At 61.7% G+C, this 17,139-nt stretch carries 19 protein-coding genes and 1 riboswitch; of the genes, 7 read left to right on the forward strand and 12 right to left on the reverse strand.

The window, feature by feature from the left end; all coding sequences use genetic code 11:
• The first annotated feature begins 346 nt into the window (after positions 1-346).
• On the forward strand, positions 347-1,054 hold the full coding sequence (locus QRN36_RS22705; RefSeq protein ID WP_285426113.1) for a FadR/GntR family transcriptional regulator: 708 nt from the start codon (positions 347-349) through the stop codon (positions 1,052-1,054).
• A gap of 68 nt (positions 1,055-1,122) precedes the next feature.
• On the opposite strand, the gene QRN36_RS22710 is transcribed toward QRN36_RS22705, so the two are convergent.
• Positions 1,123-2,172 carry a mannonate dehydratase gene (locus QRN36_RS22710; protein ID WP_285426114.1) on the reverse strand — a complete coding sequence of 350 codons (1,050 nt, stop codon included), beginning with the start codon at positions 2,170-2,172 and terminating at the stop codon, positions 1,123-1,125.
• Positions 2,173-2,510: 338 nt separating this feature from the next.
• On the opposite strand from QRN36_RS22710, the gene QRN36_RS22715 reads away from it, so the two are divergent.
• On the forward strand, positions 2,511-3,800 hold the full coding sequence (locus tag QRN36_RS22715) for an MFS transporter (RefSeq protein WP_285426115.1): 1,290 nt from the start codon (positions 2,511-2,513) through the stop codon (positions 3,798-3,800).
• Positions 3,801-3,843: 43 nt separating this feature from the next.
• Here QRN36_RS22715 and QRN36_RS22720 read toward each other — a convergent pair whose 3' ends face one another.
• Positions 3,844-4,158 carry an AzlD domain-containing protein gene (locus tag QRN36_RS22720; protein WP_285426116.1) on the reverse strand — a complete coding sequence of 105 codons (315 nt, stop codon included), beginning with the start codon at positions 4,156-4,158 and terminating at the stop codon, positions 3,844-3,846.
• On the reverse strand, positions 4,155-4,850 hold the full coding sequence (locus QRN36_RS22725; protein WP_285426195.1) for an AzlC family ABC transporter permease: 696 nt from the start codon (positions 4,848-4,850) through the stop codon (positions 4,155-4,157). Before QRN36_RS22725 ends, QRN36_RS22720 begins: the two co-directional genes overlap by 4 nt.
• Before the next feature lie 185 nt (positions 4,851-5,035).
• On the opposite strand from QRN36_RS22725, the gene QRN36_RS22730 reads away from it, so the two are divergent.
• The gene (locus tag QRN36_RS22730) at positions 5,036-5,788 is read left to right on the forward strand and encodes a hypothetical protein (protein ID WP_285426117.1); all 753 of its coding nucleotides are present in this window, start codon (positions 5,036-5,038) and stop codon (positions 5,786-5,788) included.
• A 15-nt stretch (positions 5,789-5,803) separates the two neighbouring features.
• Here the strand turns inward: QRN36_RS22730 and QRN36_RS22735 are convergent, their stop codons facing one another.
• From QRN36_RS22735 to QRN36_RS22755, 5 genes are all read right to left on the reverse strand, one after another.
• Positions 5,804-6,592 (reverse strand): ABC transporter ATP-binding protein, encoded by a 789-nt coding sequence (locus tag QRN36_RS22735; RefSeq protein ID WP_285426118.1) that lies wholly within the window; start codon positions 6,590-6,592, stop codon positions 5,804-5,806.
• Positions 6,589-7,620, reverse strand: a complete 1,032-nt coding sequence (locus QRN36_RS22740) for an iron ABC transporter permease (RefSeq protein WP_285426119.1) — start codon at positions 7,618-7,620, stop codon at positions 6,589-6,591. The genes QRN36_RS22735 and QRN36_RS22740 overlap by 4 nt, the downstream gene beginning before the upstream one ends.
• A complete protein-coding gene (locus QRN36_RS22745; protein WP_285426120.1) occupies positions 7,617-8,645 on the reverse strand; it encodes an ABC transporter substrate-binding protein in 1,029 nt (342 codons plus the stop codon). Before QRN36_RS22745 ends, QRN36_RS22740 begins: the two co-directional genes overlap by 4 nt.
• Positions 8,646-8,778: 133 nt before the next feature.
• Positions 8,779-8,974: riboswitch (cobalamin riboswitch) on the reverse strand.
• Positions 8,975-9,007: 33 nt separating this feature from the next.
• Positions 9,008-9,730 carry an aspartate/glutamate racemase family protein gene (locus tag QRN36_RS22750; RefSeq protein ID WP_285426121.1) on the reverse strand — a complete coding sequence of 241 codons (723 nt, stop codon included), beginning with the start codon at positions 9,728-9,730 and terminating at the stop codon, positions 9,008-9,010.
• A gap of 90 nt (positions 9,731-9,820) precedes the next feature.
• A complete protein-coding gene (locus QRN36_RS22755; protein WP_093458901.1) occupies positions 9,821-10,816 on the reverse strand; it encodes an aldo/keto reductase in 996 nt (331 codons plus the stop codon).
• Positions 10,817-11,043: 227 nt separating this feature from the next.
• Here QRN36_RS22755 and QRN36_RS22760 point away from each other — a divergent pair, with 227 nt between their 5' ends.
• Both QRN36_RS22760 and QRN36_RS22765 read left to right on the forward strand, forming a co-directional pair.
• Positions 11,044-11,601: an ATP-dependent Clp protease proteolytic subunit gene (locus QRN36_RS22760; RefSeq protein WP_285426122.1), complete on the forward strand. Its 558-nt coding sequence runs from the start codon at positions 11,044-11,046 to the stop codon at positions 11,599-11,601.
• Positions 11,602-11,666: 65 nt separating this feature from the next.
• Positions 11,667-11,837 (forward strand): hypothetical protein, encoded by a 171-nt coding sequence (locus QRN36_RS22765; protein WP_285426123.1) that lies wholly within the window; start codon positions 11,667-11,669, stop codon positions 11,835-11,837.
• A 137-nt stretch (positions 11,838-11,974) separates the two neighbouring features.
• On the opposite strand, the gene QRN36_RS22770 is transcribed toward QRN36_RS22765, so the two are convergent.
• The 4 genes from QRN36_RS22770 to QRN36_RS22785 all read right to left on the reverse strand — a co-directional run bounded on the left by QRN36_RS22770 (position 11,975) and on the right by QRN36_RS22785 (position 16,149).
• Positions 11,975-12,175 (reverse strand): general stress protein, encoded by a 201-nt coding sequence (locus QRN36_RS22770; RefSeq protein ID WP_093458899.1) that lies wholly within the window; start codon positions 12,173-12,175, stop codon positions 11,975-11,977.
• 135 nt (positions 12,176-12,310) lie between these two features.
• Complete coding sequence (locus QRN36_RS22775) at positions 12,311-13,090, reverse strand: endonuclease/exonuclease/phosphatase family protein (RefSeq protein ID WP_285426196.1); 780 nt, start codon at positions 13,088-13,090, stop codon at positions 12,311-12,313.
• Between the two features lie 108 nt (positions 13,091-13,198).
• The gene (locus QRN36_RS22780) at positions 13,199-14,413 is read right to left on the reverse strand and encodes an MFS transporter (protein ID WP_285426124.1); all 1,215 of its coding nucleotides are present in this window, start codon (positions 14,411-14,413) and stop codon (positions 13,199-13,201) included.
• 149 nt (positions 14,414-14,562) lie between these two features.
• Positions 14,563-16,149 (reverse strand): ABC-F family ATPase, encoded by a 1,587-nt coding sequence (locus tag QRN36_RS22785; RefSeq protein ID WP_285426125.1) that lies wholly within the window; start codon positions 16,147-16,149, stop codon positions 14,563-14,565.
• Between the two features lie 363 nt (positions 16,150-16,512).
• Between QRN36_RS22785 and QRN36_RS22790 the strand changes: the two genes are divergently transcribed.
• Together QRN36_RS22790 and QRN36_RS22795 are read left to right on the forward strand one after the other, a co-directional pair.
• Complete coding sequence (locus QRN36_RS22790; RefSeq protein WP_285426126.1) at positions 16,513-16,707, forward strand: hypothetical protein; 195 nt, start codon at positions 16,513-16,515, stop codon at positions 16,705-16,707.
• Between the two features lie 18 nt (positions 16,708-16,725).
• The gene (locus QRN36_RS22795) at positions 16,726-17,025 is read left to right on the forward strand and encodes a hypothetical protein (RefSeq protein WP_285426127.1); all 300 of its coding nucleotides are present in this window, start codon (positions 16,726-16,728) and stop codon (positions 17,023-17,025) included.
• Positions 17,026-17,139: the final 114 nt, after the last annotated feature.

Below are 17,139 nucleotides of genomic sequence, written 5' to 3' on the forward strand. Positions count from 1 at the left end.
AGGAGCGCGCTTGCCCGCGAATTGGCCGGTGTGTCCGGTGGAGATGCTTCGGCTGGAGGTCAGTCATCGCGAGCAAGCTCGCTCCCACGGGATGTGGGTCTGGCCGGAGAGTTTGGGTATGCCTCAGATCCCTGTGGGAGTGAGCTTGCTCACGAAAGCTTGGGTCTTGCCGGTAGAGCTGTGGCGGATGGACAGAGCAGTTCCCGCCAAATGCGTTCGTACGGGTTCTGTGGTCAGATGGCTTCGAAGTTCTGCATTCGTAGCCGATCTCGCTCGCCCTGGTTTGCCTATCGGGGCCTTGTCGGGCCTGTGGTATGCTCCGGCGCAGACCGATGGAACGTGATTCATGACTGCGCCAAGCCTCCCCACCGAACGACGCCTTTACCAGATAACTGCTGATCGTCTGCGCGAGCACATTCGCAAGCACGGCATCAAACCCGGTTCGCGCCTGCCGCCGGAACGCGACCTGGCGCAGTTGCTCGGCGTGTCGCGGCCTTCATTGCGCGAGGCGCTGATCGCACTGGAGATCGAGGGCAGCGTCGAGATCCGCATGGGGTCAGGCATTTACGTCTGCGAGCATCTGCTGGGCGTCAAGGGCAAGACCCGCACGCTGGGTGAAAGCCCGTCAGAACTGATGCAGGCCCGCGCGCTCATTGAAGGTGAGAGCGTCATGCTGGCTTGCCTGCATGGCACCAAGGCCGACTATCGTTATCTGCAAACCTGCATCGACAAGATGCGCGAGGGCGCGCTGAAAGGCGTTCCGGCCTTGGATGACGACCGGAAATTCCATCAGCGGCTGGCAAAAATGAGCGGCAATTCAACGCTGGTGCGGATCATCACTTCGTTGTTCGAAGAGCGCTACAGCCCGCTGACGGCGCACGTCAGCGAGCATTCCGAAACGCGTGAAACCTGGGCCATCGCCGTGGCCGAGCATGAAGCGATTTTGCAAGCCGTCCAGGCGCGTGACCTGATCGGCGCGCAGACGGCCATGCGCGAACACCTGCGCCGATCAGAAGCGCGCTGGCTGGACGGCATGGATTCGGAGCAGGCCTGAGCCGACGCTTCAGGACACGCCGCGTTCATGCAGACGCTCGTCATTCCCTGATGCTGCCGCGACATGGGTCAATGGGCCGGCATGGCCTTGCGAATCCCTTCGAAGAGCCCGTTCAGGTACACCGCGCCCAACGCCCGGTCGTACAACCCGTAACCCGGTTTGCCGGTTTCGCCCCAGATCATGCGGCCGTGGTCGGACCGGTAATAGCCTTCGACCCCCGTTTCCACATATGCCTTGACGATCTCGCCCATGTCCAGTGAGCCGTCTTCGGAGCGATGAGCCGTCTCGTAGAAATCGCCAGCCTCATTGACTTTGACGTTACGCAAATGCGCGAAGTGGATGCGGCCCTGAGCGCCGAATTCGCGCACCAGCGACGGAATGTCATTGCCCAGATCGGCGCCCAGCGAGCCTGAGCAGAGGGTCAGCCCATTGGCCGGGTCATCGACCATCGCCATGATCCGGGCCAGGTCCTGGCGGTTCTTCACCACCCGCGGCATGCCGAACATCGAGCGGGGCGGATCGTCGGGGTGCAGGGCCATCTTGATGCCCGCTTCGCGCGCCACTGGAATGATCCGCTCGAGAAAATACGCCAGCCTCTCGCGCAGGGTGTCTTCACTCACCTGCGCGTATTCCTCGATCAGCGCACGCAAGATGTGCGGCTCGTAACTGACGTCCCAGCCCGGCAGGCTGATGCCGTCGTCAAGATTGGCCTGTTCGATCACCGCGACGTCGAACGCCAGCGTGGTCGAGCCGTCCGGCAACTCCATGGCCAGCGTGGAGCGAGTCCAGTCGAAGACCGGCATGAAGTTGTAACAGACCACCTTGACCCCGCAAGCGGCGAGGTTGCGCAACGTCTGCGCGTAGTGATCGATCAGGCGATCGCGGGTGGGCAGGCCACGCTTGATGTCTTCGTGCACCGGCACGCTTTCGATGACTTCAAGCGCCAGGCCGTGGGCATTCACACGGGCCTTGAGCGCCTGGATTTTTTCCAGCGGCCAGACATCGCCCACGGGAATGTCGTAGATGGCGGACACCACGCCGGTCATGCCGGGGATCTGGCGGATGTACTGCAAGGTAACGGGGTCGCTGTCCCCGTACCAACGGAAGGTCATCTTCATCGCTGAGTCCTTGTTGTTATGAGTTTCGATGCGATCGCGCTCCGCGCCAACGCCGCCGATGCGTCAGGAGAGGAGGGCGTGGACGAGCATAGATTGGTCAGGCCAAATAATGCAAATGTCGACCGTCCGGCATAAAAACGCTCAAAAATTGCTTCAGCGAGTTTCCATAACCGGCTTTTCGGGTCTAGTATCGGCTGCATTCGGATATTTGGTCAGGCCAATTCACGGGTTCACGCTGTGCTTTACAGGCAACGATGAACCTCGCGTGGAACAGGTCCAGAGCGCTGTCTGAAGCTCCAACGAAGTCTTACTCATAAAAATAATTAGGAGGACTCGCCATGCAGAAAGGGCGCTGGTTGGTAATTTTTCTGTGCTTCCTCGCGGTGGCCATCAACTACATCGACAGGGCCAACCTTGCGGTTGCCGCCCCTTATATCCAGAAAGAACTCGGTTTGGGCTCAGGGCAGATGGGCCTGCTGCTCAGCGGCTTTTTCTGGACCTACGCGCTGATGCAGATGCCGTTCGGCTGGTTCGTCGACAAGGTCGGTGCAAAGATCGCGCTGCCCCTGGCAGTGGCGTGGTGGTCGCTGTTCACCGCAGCCACGGCGGCGGCCAGCAGCCTTGCCAGCATGTTCGGTTGTCGCCTGATGCTCGGCGTCGGCGAGGCGGGCGCCTATCCGTCCTGCGCCAAGATCGTCAGCCAGTGGTTTGATGTGAAAGAACGCGGTTTTGCCACCAGCATCTTCGACAGCGGCTCGCGGGTCGGCTCGGCACTGTCGATTCCACTGGTGGCGTTGATCATCGAACTGTGGGGCTGGCGCGCCTCGTTCATCATCACCGGCGCTGTCGGCCTGGTCTGGGTGGTGGGTTGGTTCCTCATCTACAAGGAGCCGCAGGCCGTCGCTGCCATCGAACAGCATGAAGCGGGAAAAGCGGCGACGCTGGCCGCGCGGCCCAAGGTCAAATGGGCGTCGTTGTTCAGGCACCGCACACTGTGGGGGATGATGCTGGGGTTCTTCTGCCTGAACTTCGTGATCTACTTCTTCATCACCTGGTTCCCGACCTATCTGGTGACCGAGCGAGGTTTTTCGCTGAAGTCTCTCGGCACGCTCGGGACCATTCCGGCCATCGCTTCGATCGTCGGCGGCTGGATCGGCGGCCTGACCTCGGACGCGCTCTACCGTCGCGGCTGGAGCCTGACGGCGGCGCGCAAGACCTGCATCGTGGGCGGCATGTTGATGTCGTCGAGCATCTCGCTGTCGGTGTTCACCGATAACACCTACGCGATGCTGGCGTTTTTCAGCCTGGCGTATGCCAGTCTGGCGTTTGCCGGTGCCAGCATCTGGTGCCTGCCTGCCGACGTGGCGCCAACCCCGGCCCATGTGGCCTCGATTGGCGGGATACAGAACTTCGCCTCCAATACCGCGGGCATCTTCATCACCACGTTTACCGGGTTCATGCTGGTGATGGGCAATGGCTCGTTCACCGCGCCACTCATGACTGCAGGTGCCTTCGCCTTGCTGGGCGCGTTCAGTTACCTGTTCATCGTCGGCAAGATCGAGCCCTTGTCAGTCACGCCGGATCAGGCGCCGAGCGTCGACACCAGCACAGTGGCACAACGCATGTGAGCGCGACTGGGCGCGGCAGGCGACTGCCGCACCCACTCGTTGGTCAAAGCAGCGCGCGCAGCAGGTAGAAGACCGCCATGCTGAGGAACAGCGTCAGCAGCACGTTTTTCTTCCAGATCATCACTGCCACTGCGAACAGCCCGGCCAGCAGATAAGGGTTGGTCGGCGCCAGCGTCAGTTCGCCGTCTGGCAGAAAGATGATCGGCGCGCAGATCGCCGTCAGCAGCCCCGGTACGGCAAAGCCGAGGAAATCCCGGACGTTGCGGCTCAACTTCAACGGCAGCCGCGGCTCCAGAAAAAGGTAGCGGTTCATGAACAGGATCGCGCTCATGAACAGAATGACCAGCCACGCCGTCATTGCGTGATCTCCTTGTAACGTTTGCAGACGAACCCTGCACTCATGCCCGCCAGGCCTGAAAGAATCAGCGCCGCTTCGATTTTCAGGTAACTGAACAGCACCGATGTCATCAGCGAAACGGCCACGCACACCGCCGTCGGCAGATTGCGCACGTTCGGCGTGATCAGGGCGATGAAGGTCGCTGCGATGGAGAAATCCAGTCCCAACCGGGACAACCCCGGGATGCTGTTGCCCAGCACGATTCCGGCGCAGGTGAACAGGTTCCACAGCAGGTAGAACGTCAGCCCGACACCCAGCGCGTACCAGCGGTCGAAGCTGCGCGGGTCGTGGTGACTGGTCATGGCAAACAACTCGTCGGTGAGCAGAAAGCCCATGCCCACCCGCCAGCGCATCGGCAGTGCACTCAGGTGCGCGCGCATGTGCAGACCGTAGAGCAAATGCTGCGAGGTGAGCAGCAGGGTGGTGAGCAGGATCGACAGCATGCTGGTGCCGCTTTTCAGCATGCCGATCGCCACGATCTGCGCGGCGCCGGCGAACACGAATGCCGACAGCCCCTGGCCTTGCGCGGGCGTCAGCCCGGCGTCGATGGCCAGCGATCCTGCCAGCAAACCCCACGGCGCGCACGCCAGCGACAACGGCAGAATGGCCAGCGCGCCCCGACGATAGGCGTCGCCCCGACCTGAGTGAATCACTTGCACGAATAAAGACTCCTGCTCAAAGCGCGGATTATCGGCGTCCGCCAGCGACTTGTCTGGTACGTTCTTGCAGATCGCGCGGAATATTCAGCAGCTGGCTACTGGCAAACAAAAAAGGCCGAACGCTGGCGAGCGTCTGACCTCGAAAGAAGATCTCACGCGGTTTTTCTGGAGATACGACGATGATCAGTTCACGGAAAAGATGGCTCAACCTGCTGTTTGTGGGTGCTGCGACAGTGTCGATGGGCGCCATGGCGCAGACGTCGGCCTCGGCGCCAATCCTGCTGGCGGCGTCCGGTATCGGCGCGGGCGGCGCAGGCGGCTCGACAGGGGGTGGCGCAACAGGTGGCGGCGGTGCGGGTGCAGGCGCGGCAGGCGGTGCGGGTTCGTCCACGTCCGGCGCGCGCACTGGCGCAACAGGCACGAACGGCACCAACAGCGGCAACACCAACGCCACCGGTACCAATGGCAGCAACAGCGGCAACACCAACGCGACCGGCACTAATGGCACCAACAGCAGCAATACCAACGCGACCGGCACCAACGGCAGTAACAGTAGCAACACCAACGCCACCGGTACCAACGGTACCAACAGCAGCAACACCAATGCGACCGGGACCAATGGCAGTAACAGCAGCAATACCAACGCCACCGGCACCAATGGCATTAATGTCAATGGCACCGACGCGACCCATACCAACGGCAGCAACAGCAATAACACCACGGCCACGGGCGCCAATGGCGTCAACAACGCCAGTGGTGTGAACAACGGCAATGTCGGCACGACCAATCCGGCGTTGCGTCCCGGCAATGGCACCGGCTCTTCTGCCTCGCCTGCGGTCAACGGCAGCAGCGACTCGATGCAGCAGCAACGCCAGCAAAGTGGCGAGCGAATGATCATGGAGCGCAAAGGCCAGTTCGAGCAGGGCAACTGACAGCGTCGAGTGTGCTCAGACGCAGCGCAGCCGCAGGATCCGCGCGTTGTCGATTGGGTCCGTGAGCCAGTGACCGACGACGCCGAACGTCTCGCGCAGGCGTTCAGGTGTCAGTACTTCAAATGGCGCACCCACCGCGATGAGCCGGCCTTTGTCCATCACGGCCAGACGATCGCAGGCCAGCGCCTGGTTCAGATCGTGCAGCGCGATCACGGTGGTGACGGGCAAGGTGTGAACCAGCTTGAGAATCGACAGCTGCTGTTGGATGTCCAGATGGTTGGTGGGCTCGTCGAGCAGCAGAACCCTGGGGCGTTGAGCCAACGCGCGGGCAATATGCACCCGTTGCTGCTCGCCTCCAGACAGCGTTTGCCAGGCTCGCTGCGTCAGATGATCGAGGCTGACGCTGGCGATGGCCTGCGCAACGATTTGGCTGTCGACTTCTCGCCAAGGGCTCAACGCGGACAGCCAGGGCGTACGACCCAGTTCCACGGCTTGCAGTACATTGATCGAATCGCTGGTCTGCGCGTGCTGCTCGACCACCGCCAGCCGTTGCGCGATGTCACGCCGCGTCAGGCTCGTCAGCCGCTCGCCGTTCAGCCAGACACTCCCCGCCGTAGGCGTCTGAAGGCCTGCCAGCAGCCTGATCAGGGTTGACTTGCCCGAACCGTTTGGCCCGACGATGCCGAGGTTTTCCCCTTTTCTGATGCACAGGCTGACGTGGCTCAGCAGCGGCGCGCCATTGATCGTATAACTGAGGTCGTGCGCGGCAAGCGCGCTTTCGGCAAGTGGCAGCGGCGCGTTCATCGTGAGCGGTTTCCGCGGAGCAGGATCAGGGCAAACACCGGCGCACCCACCAACGCGGTGATCACGCCGATGGGCAAGACCTGGCCCTTGATCAGAGTGCGTGAGAGCACGTCGGCGGCAATCAGAAACAGCGCACCGCTCAATGCACTCAAGGGCACCAGTCGAGCGTGACGGACACCCGTCATCATGCGCACTGCGTGGGGAATCACTAGGCCGACGAAACCGATGGAGCCGACAATGGACACCATCACGGCGGTCATCAAAGCCGCCGTCGCGATGAGGATCGCCTGTACCCGACGCACGGGAATGCCCAGCGACGCTGCGGAATCCGCGCCGAAGGTGAAGGCGTCCAGCGAGCGTCGGTGCCAGAGACAGACCAGCAAACCCGCCAGCACCACCGGCACAGCCAGCGTCACCGATGCCCAGCGCACGCCGCTCAGATTGCCGAGCAACCAGAACATGATGCCGCGCGCCTGCTCGGCGCTGGCCGATTTGGTGATCAGGAAGGAGGTCAGGGCGTTGAACAATTGTGAGCCGGCGATGCCTGCGAGAATGATCTGGCCTGTGGCTGTCTGGCCTCGGGACGAGCGCGCCAGCAGCGCGACCAATGCGAAAGCCGCTACCGCGCCGACGAAAGCGCCGGCCGACAATGAGATCGCCCCGGCGCCCAGGCCGATGATCGCGACGAGTACTGCGCCGGTCGAAGCGCCCGCAGAGATGCCCAGCAGATAGGGATCGGCAAGCGGGTTGCGCAGCAGCGATTGCAGCACGACGCCCGAGACCGCGAGACCGGCGCCGCAGGCAGCGGCGACAATGGCGCGGGTCAGGCGGTAATTCCAGATGATGCCTTCATCGATGGCGTCCACCGCATAGCCGGCGGCCCACAGCTTGTTCGCCAGCACCTGGCCGATCACCGGCAGACCGATCGACGTCTCGCCGATCGCCACCCCGGCCATCACCGCCATCAGCAACGCCGCGCTGACCCACGCGCCATGGGCGATGAATCGTCCTGCACTGGAAGGCTTCATTGAACGTCGGTTACCCGGTGCACGGCGTCGCCGAGTTGCTCGATGCCGTCGAACAACCGCACGCTGGATTCCATGGCGCTGGCGTCCATGATGACGATCCGGTTCTGTTTGACCGCCGCCATGTTGCGGGTGACCGGGTCGGATTTCAGGAAGGCCAGTTTCTTTTCGTGATCGTCGGCGGGAAAGCGGCGGCGATCCATGCGGGCGATGACCAGAATGTCGGGATTGGCCCGGGCGATGGTTTCCCAGCCCACTGTCGGCCATTCCTCGTCGGAGTCGATGACGTTGCGCATGCCCAGGGTGTCGAGCATGAACGCCGGAATGCCCTTGCGCCCGGCCACATACGGATCGACGTTGATGTCAGGGCTGGAGAACCAGAACACGGCCGACACCTGCTTGCCGTCAGCCTTTCTGGCATGTTCGACGGCCTTCGCCAGCCGCGTCTGATAGCCGGCCACCAACTGCTCGCCACGAGCCTGCACGTCGAAAATCTCGGCCAGTTGGCGAATGCTCTTGTACAGCGTGTCTATCCGGAACGCCTCGAGTCGCGTGCCGTCGGCGCCGACGCTGTTGTTCTTGCCCTCGCAGTCGGACGGCAAGATATAGGTCGGGATCTGCAGGTCATGGAATTGCTCCCGGGTGCCGACGGCGCCCTGTGGCCCGACCATCCACTCGAACTGCACCGGCACGAAATCCGGGCGTCTGGCGATCACCGATTCGAAGCCCGGCGCGTTATCGGCCAGACGCTCGATGCCGTCATTGACTGCCTTGTACTGCGGCAGTACCGCGTTGAACCACAACGAGGTCGCCGCGACATGCTCGCCCACGCCTAGGGCGTAGAGCATTTCGGTGGCGGCCTGGCCGATGGTCACGGCCTTGAGCGGCGCGTGAGTGAACGTCAGCGGCACGCCGCAGTTGTCGAGGGTCAGCGGATAACGAGTGGACGTTGCCGGCGCGGGAGTCGCCAGCGCGGCAGTGGACAGTGTCACGGCGGTAAGCAGAAGGGCGAAACGGCGCAGCGGCATGTAGGGCGACTCCAGTGGACCTGTCGGTGGCAGGCGGACACTGGAAAGCACATCCCGTCGCTGCGTGTTCACGCGGCGAAGCATTCAGGCGCAAAACGCGCAGGCGGGAGTCCTTCCCGGACACCCCGCCGGCGAATGAGTGAAGCTTGCCGGCAGGTCTCCTGACTGGCGCGTCGTCGTCCTGATCCGGCCTTCCCGGGATAACCCAGTGGCAAACATGGAGCAGGGCTCAGCGCCTACAGTTGCGGGGACAGTTCCGTTTGAGCCCGAATGAGGGCTCGCGGATTCCCTATTAATTCCGAGTGGAAACCGGCGGCGGCGATACTAAACGATTCGGCGAGAGCAGGCGAATCATCGTGTGCTCATTTCGTGATGGGCCAGCCGACGATCTTTTTCGGCCGTGGCGTGGCGTACGTCCTGACCTTGGAGGTGCTCAAGCCCAGGCGCACCAGCGATTCGGCCAGCGCCACCGCCGCAGTCACGCCATCGACCACGGGCACGCCGGTGCGGTCGCGAATCTTCTGGTCCAGACCGGCCATGCCGCCGCAGCCCAGACAGATCACCTCGGCCTTGTCCTGCGCCACCGCGACAGCGGCTTGCTCGACGATCGCCTCAATGGCGCGGTCTGGCTGTTCTTCCAGTTCCAGCACACTCATGCCGCTGGCTCGCACTGACGCGCAGCGCTCGAAGACGCCGGCCAGCTTCAGGCGATCCTCGATCAACGGCACAGTGCGATCCAGCGTGGTGACCACCGAATAACAATGGCCCAGCAGCATCGCCAGGCTGGCGGCCGCTTCCGTGATGTCCACCACCGGCACGTCGAGCAACTCCTGCAGCCCCTCGCGACCATGCTCGCCATAACCGGCCTGAATCACCGCGTCATAAGGCTGGTCGTAGGACAGCACGCGGTCCATCACGGCGATGGCGGCCAGGTAGCTCTCGAAGTTGCCTTCCACCGATTCGGCGCCGAAGCGCGGGGTCAGACCGACGATTTCAGTGCCGGGTGACGCGACGCTGCGGGCTTGCCCGGCGATGGTGTCGGTCATGGACTCGGTGGTGTTGACGTTGACGATCAGAATTCGCATCAGTGAGGCCTCGTGCGGGGGATCAAGGTCGGCCGTCCGGCGGCGACCGATTCACTGGCGAATAATGCATGGCGCCGAAGCGGTCCGTCTTCAGTCTTTTGCCGGCACCGGCGCCTGAGGCGAAATGAAGCCCTGATCGCGCATCGCCTGCCAGAACCCTACTGGCACCTGGGCGTGCAGGGCGGCGACGTCTTCAGCGATCCGGGAAGGGCGGCTGGCCCCCGGAATGACGGCGGCCACCAGCGGGTTGGCGAGGACGAACTGCAATGCTGCTGACTTGATGTCGACCTGATACTGACGGGCGATCTCCTGAATGTGCGCAACCTTGTCGAGCATCGCCTGTGGCGCTTCCTGGTATTCGAAATGCTTGCCGCCCACCAGCACCCCCGAACTGTAAGGGCCGCCGACGACGAACTCGGCGTTGTGCTCCCGAGCCTTGGCGAACAGCCGTTGCAGGGGCTGATCGTGGTCCAGCAGCGAATATCGGCCGGCCAGAAGGAACCCGTCGGGCTGTGCTTCGCTCAGGTCCAGCGTCAGTTCACACGGCTCGACACGGTTGACACCCAGCCCCCACGCCTTGATCACGCCTTCTTCACGCAGGCGGGTGAGGGTGCGGAAGGCCCCTTTGCGAGCGACATTGAAATGCTCGATCCATTCATCACCATGGGCGTCCTGCGCGACGTCGTGGACGAACACGATGTCCAGGCGATCAGTGTTCAGCCGTTTCAGACTGGCCTCGATCGAGCGTAGCGTCGCATCCGCCGAATAGTCAGTGATGATCTTGTTTTTCAGGCCTTCGCTGAACGGGCCGCTCCGGGCTGCGGTGTCGAGTTCGTCAGAAACCAGTCGGCCGACCTTGGTGCTGAGAGTGTATTCGTCTCGCGCATGGTCGGCGAGCGCCTTGCCCAGGCGCTGCTCGGACAGGCCGGCGCCATAGACCGGTGCGGTGTCGAAATAGCGGATGCCTTGATCCCACGCCGATTGCACGGTGGCGGCGGCTTCCTCTTCGCTGATGGTGCGGAACATGTTGCCCAGTGGCGCGGCGCCGAAGCCCAGATGGCCGATAATCTTGTCGTGCAGACTCATGAAAATGTCCTGTTCTGTGCGTCATGGAAAAGCGCGCGTGCAGTGTCATCGACGGTGCGCGGTGTGTTGTACTGATCGTTGATTGAAGCAGGAGTTCGGTGCGAGCGGGCCGGATCGTTGCGCTCCCGGACTGACTGCGCGGCGTGAGGGCAGCATGCAACTTTCAGCGGCAGCGCAGCTTCCAACCTATCAGGCCGCGGTGATTTCCCGGAAGCGGAGGGCAGTAGATGAGTGAGCACATCATCCATTTCCATTGTGGGGTCGATCAGACCAGCACCGAGCATTTTCGTGATCGTTGCCTGGAGGCCATCGGCAAAGGCGCCACCGGCCTGTTGCTGAACCTGTCCACCGCAGGCGGCAGCACGGCGCTGGGGTTCACCATCTACAACTTCCTCAAATCCCTCAACGTCCCGATTCGAGCGCTTAACAGCGGCAACATCGAATCCATGGGCATCGTCATTTATCTCGCCGCCGAGGAGCGAATCGCCTGTCCGCATTCGCGTTTCCTGATTCACCCGATGAACTGGTACTTCAACCAAAGCTCAGTGGATCATTCTCGGCTGCGCGAATACCTGCGTAGCCTGGACAACGACCTGCAGCGCTACGTGAATATTTACCTGAGTGAAACCGACGGTGCCGCGCACCCGCTGGACATTGGCCGGTGCCTGTCGGCCGAAGAAAAAGTCATCCGCGCCGAAGACTCGCTTTCCTGCGGGATCGCCCATCGGGTCGAGCAGCTGCAGTTCGCGGAGGATGCAACGCACTGGACTGTCAGCTCGAGCTAATCTCTACCTTGAACCAACGCTTCGCCAAAGCAGGCGAGCGACCTGCCTGATATGAGGACCCTGCCATGCACATCACAGTAAATACCCCTTCAGACCGGCTCGGCGCCGCGGTGCCAGGCGCTTTCGAGCACGATGAGGAAGTGGAAGTCGACGTCGACAATGATCCGGGCAACGAAGATCCGGGCTCGCAGTTTGACCGCGATGCCACGGTGCCGTTAATCGAGGGGGATGAATAAGAGGCTGCTGCTGGGGTGATTTCCGGGGATGGACCGGCGCTGCCGGTTCTACACCTGAACAAAGTGAACAAAGACGTCACGCCAAAATAAAAGAGCGAGAGCTTTCGCCCTCGCTCGATTCTCCTGGCAATCGCTGATCAGGATTTACGGCCTGCGCCGCCTTGTGGCATGGAACCACCTTTCTTGCTCGCGTCATCGCGGGTTGCATCAGATGCTTTCTGCCGGTCATTGGCGACGTTGCTGCCGCCCGAAGCCTGGCCGCCTTTTTTGCCTGCATCAGAGGCTTTCTGGCGATCGTTTGCAAAATTGCCAGGGTTCGACTTTCCGGTATTAGCCATGATTGCGTACCTCTTGTTGTTAGTAAGGCGAGTCATGTGGCTCGCATTATTTGGGATGAGGCGGGCGAACGTTGGTTTAAAGAATTAACCGCTTACCGGACAAACGGCAGCGGTCGCTTGCGGGCGATGCCGCAATTACATGTGCACTTCCACGGCAAGCGGCAGGTGGTCGGACAGATGCGTCCAAGGCCGGGTGCCCAGAATTCTGGGGTCGTGGCTGGTGGCGTTGCGCAGGTAGATGCGGTCCAGACGCAGAAGCGGAAACCGGGCGGGGTAGGTCTTGGCCAGTCGACCCAGGTTGCGTTCGAACGCCTCGTGCAGGTATTCGCATCGGCCCAGACGCTTGTTGCCGCGCAATTGCCAGTCATTGAAATCACCGGCGATGACCACGGGCGCGTGATCGGGCAGCGAATCCAGCAGCGCGCAGAGCAGATCCAGCTGCAACTGCCGATGACTCTCGAGCAGGCTCAGATGCACGCAGATCGCATGCACTTCAGCATGCCCGGGCACCTGCAGGACGCAATGCAGCAGACCACGCCGCTCAGGGCCGGTGATCGATACATCGAGGTTGCGATAGTGCAGGATCGGGTACTTGGACAGAATCGCATTGCCGTGGTGACCGTCGGGATAGACCGCGTTGCGGCCGTACGCGAAATCGCTCCACATGCTGTCGGCAAGAAACTCATATTGAGAGGTGACCGGCCAGTCCTGGTAACGGGCCGCATGACGGTCATGGCCGCCGAGGACTTCTTGCAGAAACACCAGATCGGCGCCGGTACTGCGCACTGCTTCGCGCAATTCCGGAAGGATGAAACGCCGATTCAGCGCCGTGAAGCCTTTGTGTGTGTTGACGGTGAGAACGCGCAGCTTATGAACGTCGGGCGCGTCGGCCAGGTCCGAGGACGATGCACTCATGCCTGCAGGGTCGGGAGTCACACGCACGCTCCTGTTGCGAGGGATGTTTACGTCGGACCGGGGCACGTGTCGCCAGTTCAGCTTTTTCTGCCGGCGCTGCTGCTCCGATCAGACCCGCGTGTCCACCGCAGGACGACGCGACAGCAGCACGGTCAACGCCAGGGCCAATATCGACAGCAGCGCGGCAAAGAAGAAAATCCAGCCGTAGCCCAAGCCCAGCGCGATGGCGCCCATCAGTGGCCCGGCGATGGCGAGCGCCAGGTCGAAGAACACCGCGTAAGCGCCCAGTCCCGCACCGCGGCTGCTGTTGGGCACTTGCTTGATCGCCTCCACGCCAATGGCTGGATACACCAGCGAAAGCCCGAAACCGGTCAATCCGGCGCCGATCAGCGCCACGGTGGTACTGGGAGCCAGCCACAACAGCACCAGTCCAACCGTTTCGACCGACATGCAGGTGATGGCCGAGCGGAAGCCGCCGAAGCGGGTGATCGCATTGATGAAGAACAGCCGCGCGACGATGAAGCAGACGCCAAATACCGTCAGGCACCACGCAGCGCCTTCCCAGCCTCGGTTGACGTAGTACAGCGTGATGAAGGTGGTCAGCGTGCCGTAACCGATCGACGACAGGGTCAGGCCCAGTCCGTAAGGGGCGACACGACCGAACACCGACCAGAATGCCATGCGTTCGCCGCGCACCACCGGCACGGCAGGCTTGTTGCGAATCAATAACAGTGCACCGGCTGCCAGGGCGGTAAGCACCAGTCCGAGGCTGACGAAACCCAGCGCACCCACCATCAGCACGCCCAGCGGGGCGCCAATGGCAATGGCGCCGTAAGACGCGATGCCGTTCCAGGAAATCGAGCGCGCGGTGTGTTCCGCACCGACCTGGCCGATGCACCAACTGATGGTGCCGACGCCGATCAATCCTTGGGAACCGCCCAGAATCAGACGTGCGATCACCAGAATGACAAGGCTGGTCCCGGCGAAGCTCTGCAGCAGGACCGCAACGACGGTCAGGACACCGCTCAGCGCGATGCCGGACAGACCGTAGACAATCGCCCGTTTGGTGCCGATGGTGTCGCAGATTCGACCGGCCACCGGGCGGCTGAGCAGCGTCGCCAGGTACTGGGAGCCGATCACCAGTCCGGCGACGACTGCACTGAAGCCGAGCTGGTCGTGCACATAGCCGGGCATGACGGCAATGGGCAGGCCGATGCACAGGAACGCGATGAAAGTATAAAAGACGATAGAGACGATTTGCAGGGTTATCGTCGTGGAACTGACGTTGGCAGCGGACGTATCAGGCGGCAGGGCAGCAGACATGGGACTCTTCGCTGGAGCGGTGGGAGTGCCCCATCATCGCGCGGCATGAGAAGAAATGAAAGCAGGCTAACGACTTTGTCTTGCACTGAATTCAGCCCCATGTAAAACCCCGTCGCAAGGACGGGGTTCAGACAGCGTGCGACGCGGGTTTAGAACACCACGCCCTGGCTGCGCAGGTAATCATCGTAGGTGCCGCTGAAGTCGGTCACGCCGTTGGGGCTCAACTCGATGATGCGAGTGGCCAGCGAGGATACGAATTCACGGTCATGGCTGACGAAGATCAGCGTGCCCGGATAGTTCTCCAGCGCCAGGTTCAGCGCCTCGATGGATTCCATGTCCAGGTGGTTGGTCGGTTCGTCCATCACCAGCACGTTCGGCTTCTGCAGGATCAGCTTGCCGAACAGCATGCGACCCTGTTCGCCACCGGAAATGACCTTGACCGATTTCAGGATCTCGTCGTTGGAAAACAGCATGCGGCCCAGCGTGCCACGAATGACTTGCTCGCCCTGGGTCCACTGGCCCATCCAGTCGAACAGGCTGACGTCGTCTTCGAAATCGTGGGCGTGGTCCTGAGCGTAGTAGCCCAGCTCCGCGCTTTCAGTCCATTTCACCGAGCCCGAATCCGGGGTCAGTTCGCCCATCAGCGTGCGCAGCAGAGTGGTCTTGCCGATACCGTTCGGGCCGATGATCGCTACACGCTCACCGGCTTCAACGGTGAAGCTAAAGTTCTTGAACAGGGGCTTGCCGTCGAAGCCCTTGGACATCTGCTCGATGGTCACGGCCTGACGGTGCAGCTTCTTGGTCTGTTCGAAGCGAATGAACGGGCTAACGCGGCTCGATGGCTTGACCTCGGCCAGCTGGATCTTGTCGATCTGCTTGGCGCGGGAGGTGGCCTGCTTGGCTTTCGAGGCGTTGGCCGAGAAGCGGCTGACGAAGGTCTGCAGCTCGGCGATCTGGGCCTTTTTCTTGGCGTTGTCGGACAGCAGTTGCTCGCGGGACTGGGTCGCCGCGGTCATGTACTCGTCGTAGTTGCCCGGGAACAGGCGCAGTTCGCCGTAGTCCAGGTCGGCCATGTGCGTGCAGACGCTGTTCAGAAAGTGCCGGTCGTGGGAAATGATGATCATGGTGCTGTTACGCGCCGTGAGAATGGTTTCCAGCCAGCGGATGGTGTTGATGTCCAGGTGGTTGGTCGGCTCGTCGAGCAGCAGGACTTCAGGATCGGAAAACAGCGCCTGAGCCAGCAAAACGCGCAGCTTCCAGCCCGGCGCGACTTCGGTCATCGGCCCGAAATGCTGTTCGAGTGGAATGCCCAGGCCCAGCAACAGCTCACCTGCACGGGATTCGGCGGTGTAGCCGTCCATCTCGGCGAATTCGGTTTCGAGCTCGGCCACCGCCATGCCGTCTTCTTCGCTCATTTCCGGCAGCGAGTAGATGCGGTCGCGTTCGGCCTTGACCTTCCAGAGCTCTTCATGGCCCATGATCACGGTGTCGATGACCGTGAATTCCTCGTACGCGAACTGATCCTGACGCAGTTTGCCAAGACGCACGTTCGGCTCGAGCATGACCTGACCGCCAGACGGCTCCAGATCGCCACCCAGAATCTTCATGAAGGTGGATTTGCCACAACCATTGGCGCCGATGAGGCCGTAGCGATTGCCGTTGTTGAATTTGACCGAAACGTTCTCGAACAGCGGTTTGGCGCCGAACTGCATGGTGATGTTAGCTGTGGAAATCAATTACCTTACCTTTCAATAGCTTGGAAGTGACGCGACGCAGGCGTGATACCGTCGGGGATTGCCGGGCGAGCCGCAGGTGTCACACCTTCAGTGGAACCAGCAGACAAAAAAACAGCTTCAGCGTCGACCTTGAGCAGGTGCGCTGGCGTGATGAATGCGGGATTCGTGCCGGACAGTGGCGCGCATTGTCGCATAGCTGGCGTTACAGATATATGGGGGGCGAGGGCTCGGGCTCGACGAAATGCTCAACGCGAGGGTGTGAGTCGGATGTAGGAAAACTCTGATTCTCCGGTCCCATCATTGTCAGCGAGCGCTTCACTGACCAGACTCCGTTGTGTCGATTACTCATGGATGGAGACCGCTATGTTACGCAAGCACACCTCGAACCCTGCTTTTCCTACGTTGACCGCCCGCCTTATGGATGTGCGCCTGATCGCATTGACCGCCGGGACCGCCATTGTCGCCAATATGCTGTTTCCCGGCTTGGGCAGCTCGGCTATCGGTGCAGTGCTCGGCGCGCTGTTCGGCTTTCAGGCATTGAAACCGGATCAGTCGTGAAGAGGGCGGAGCCAGTCAGTGAGTCAGTTCGATTACTCCGTCATCTGCAGCGTGTTATTCATTGTTTTCTATTTGGCCGGTGCGTGCATTCACCGTCAGACGCCTGATCTGTCGCACGTCGTGATCATCACCACCGCATGCTCCAGCACGGTTGCCGCGGTCTTTCTGGGCGTCATGACCTACGTAGCAACGCCTGATCAACTGGGCATTCTGCGAGAACACAAGGCCAGTGTCATGACCGGCGCGGTGGCGCTGATCTGGGTATCCCTGGCATCTGCCTGCAACAGCCTCTTGCATCCCTGGCGCAGGGCACGCTGATGCCGGGGGTGAGGCCTGTCAGAAAATTGCAGGCAAGAAAAAGCCCGCGATGGGGAGTGCGGGCTTAAAAGTCAGTCTTGGAGGAGCCATTGAAGGCTACCGAAGACGATGTGA

The sequence above is a fragment of the Pseudomonas sp. efr-133-TYG-103a genome, from assembly GCF_030209235.1.
Taxonomy (GTDB): Bacteria; Pseudomonadota; Gammaproteobacteria; order Pseudomonadales; family Pseudomonadaceae; genus Aquipseudomonas.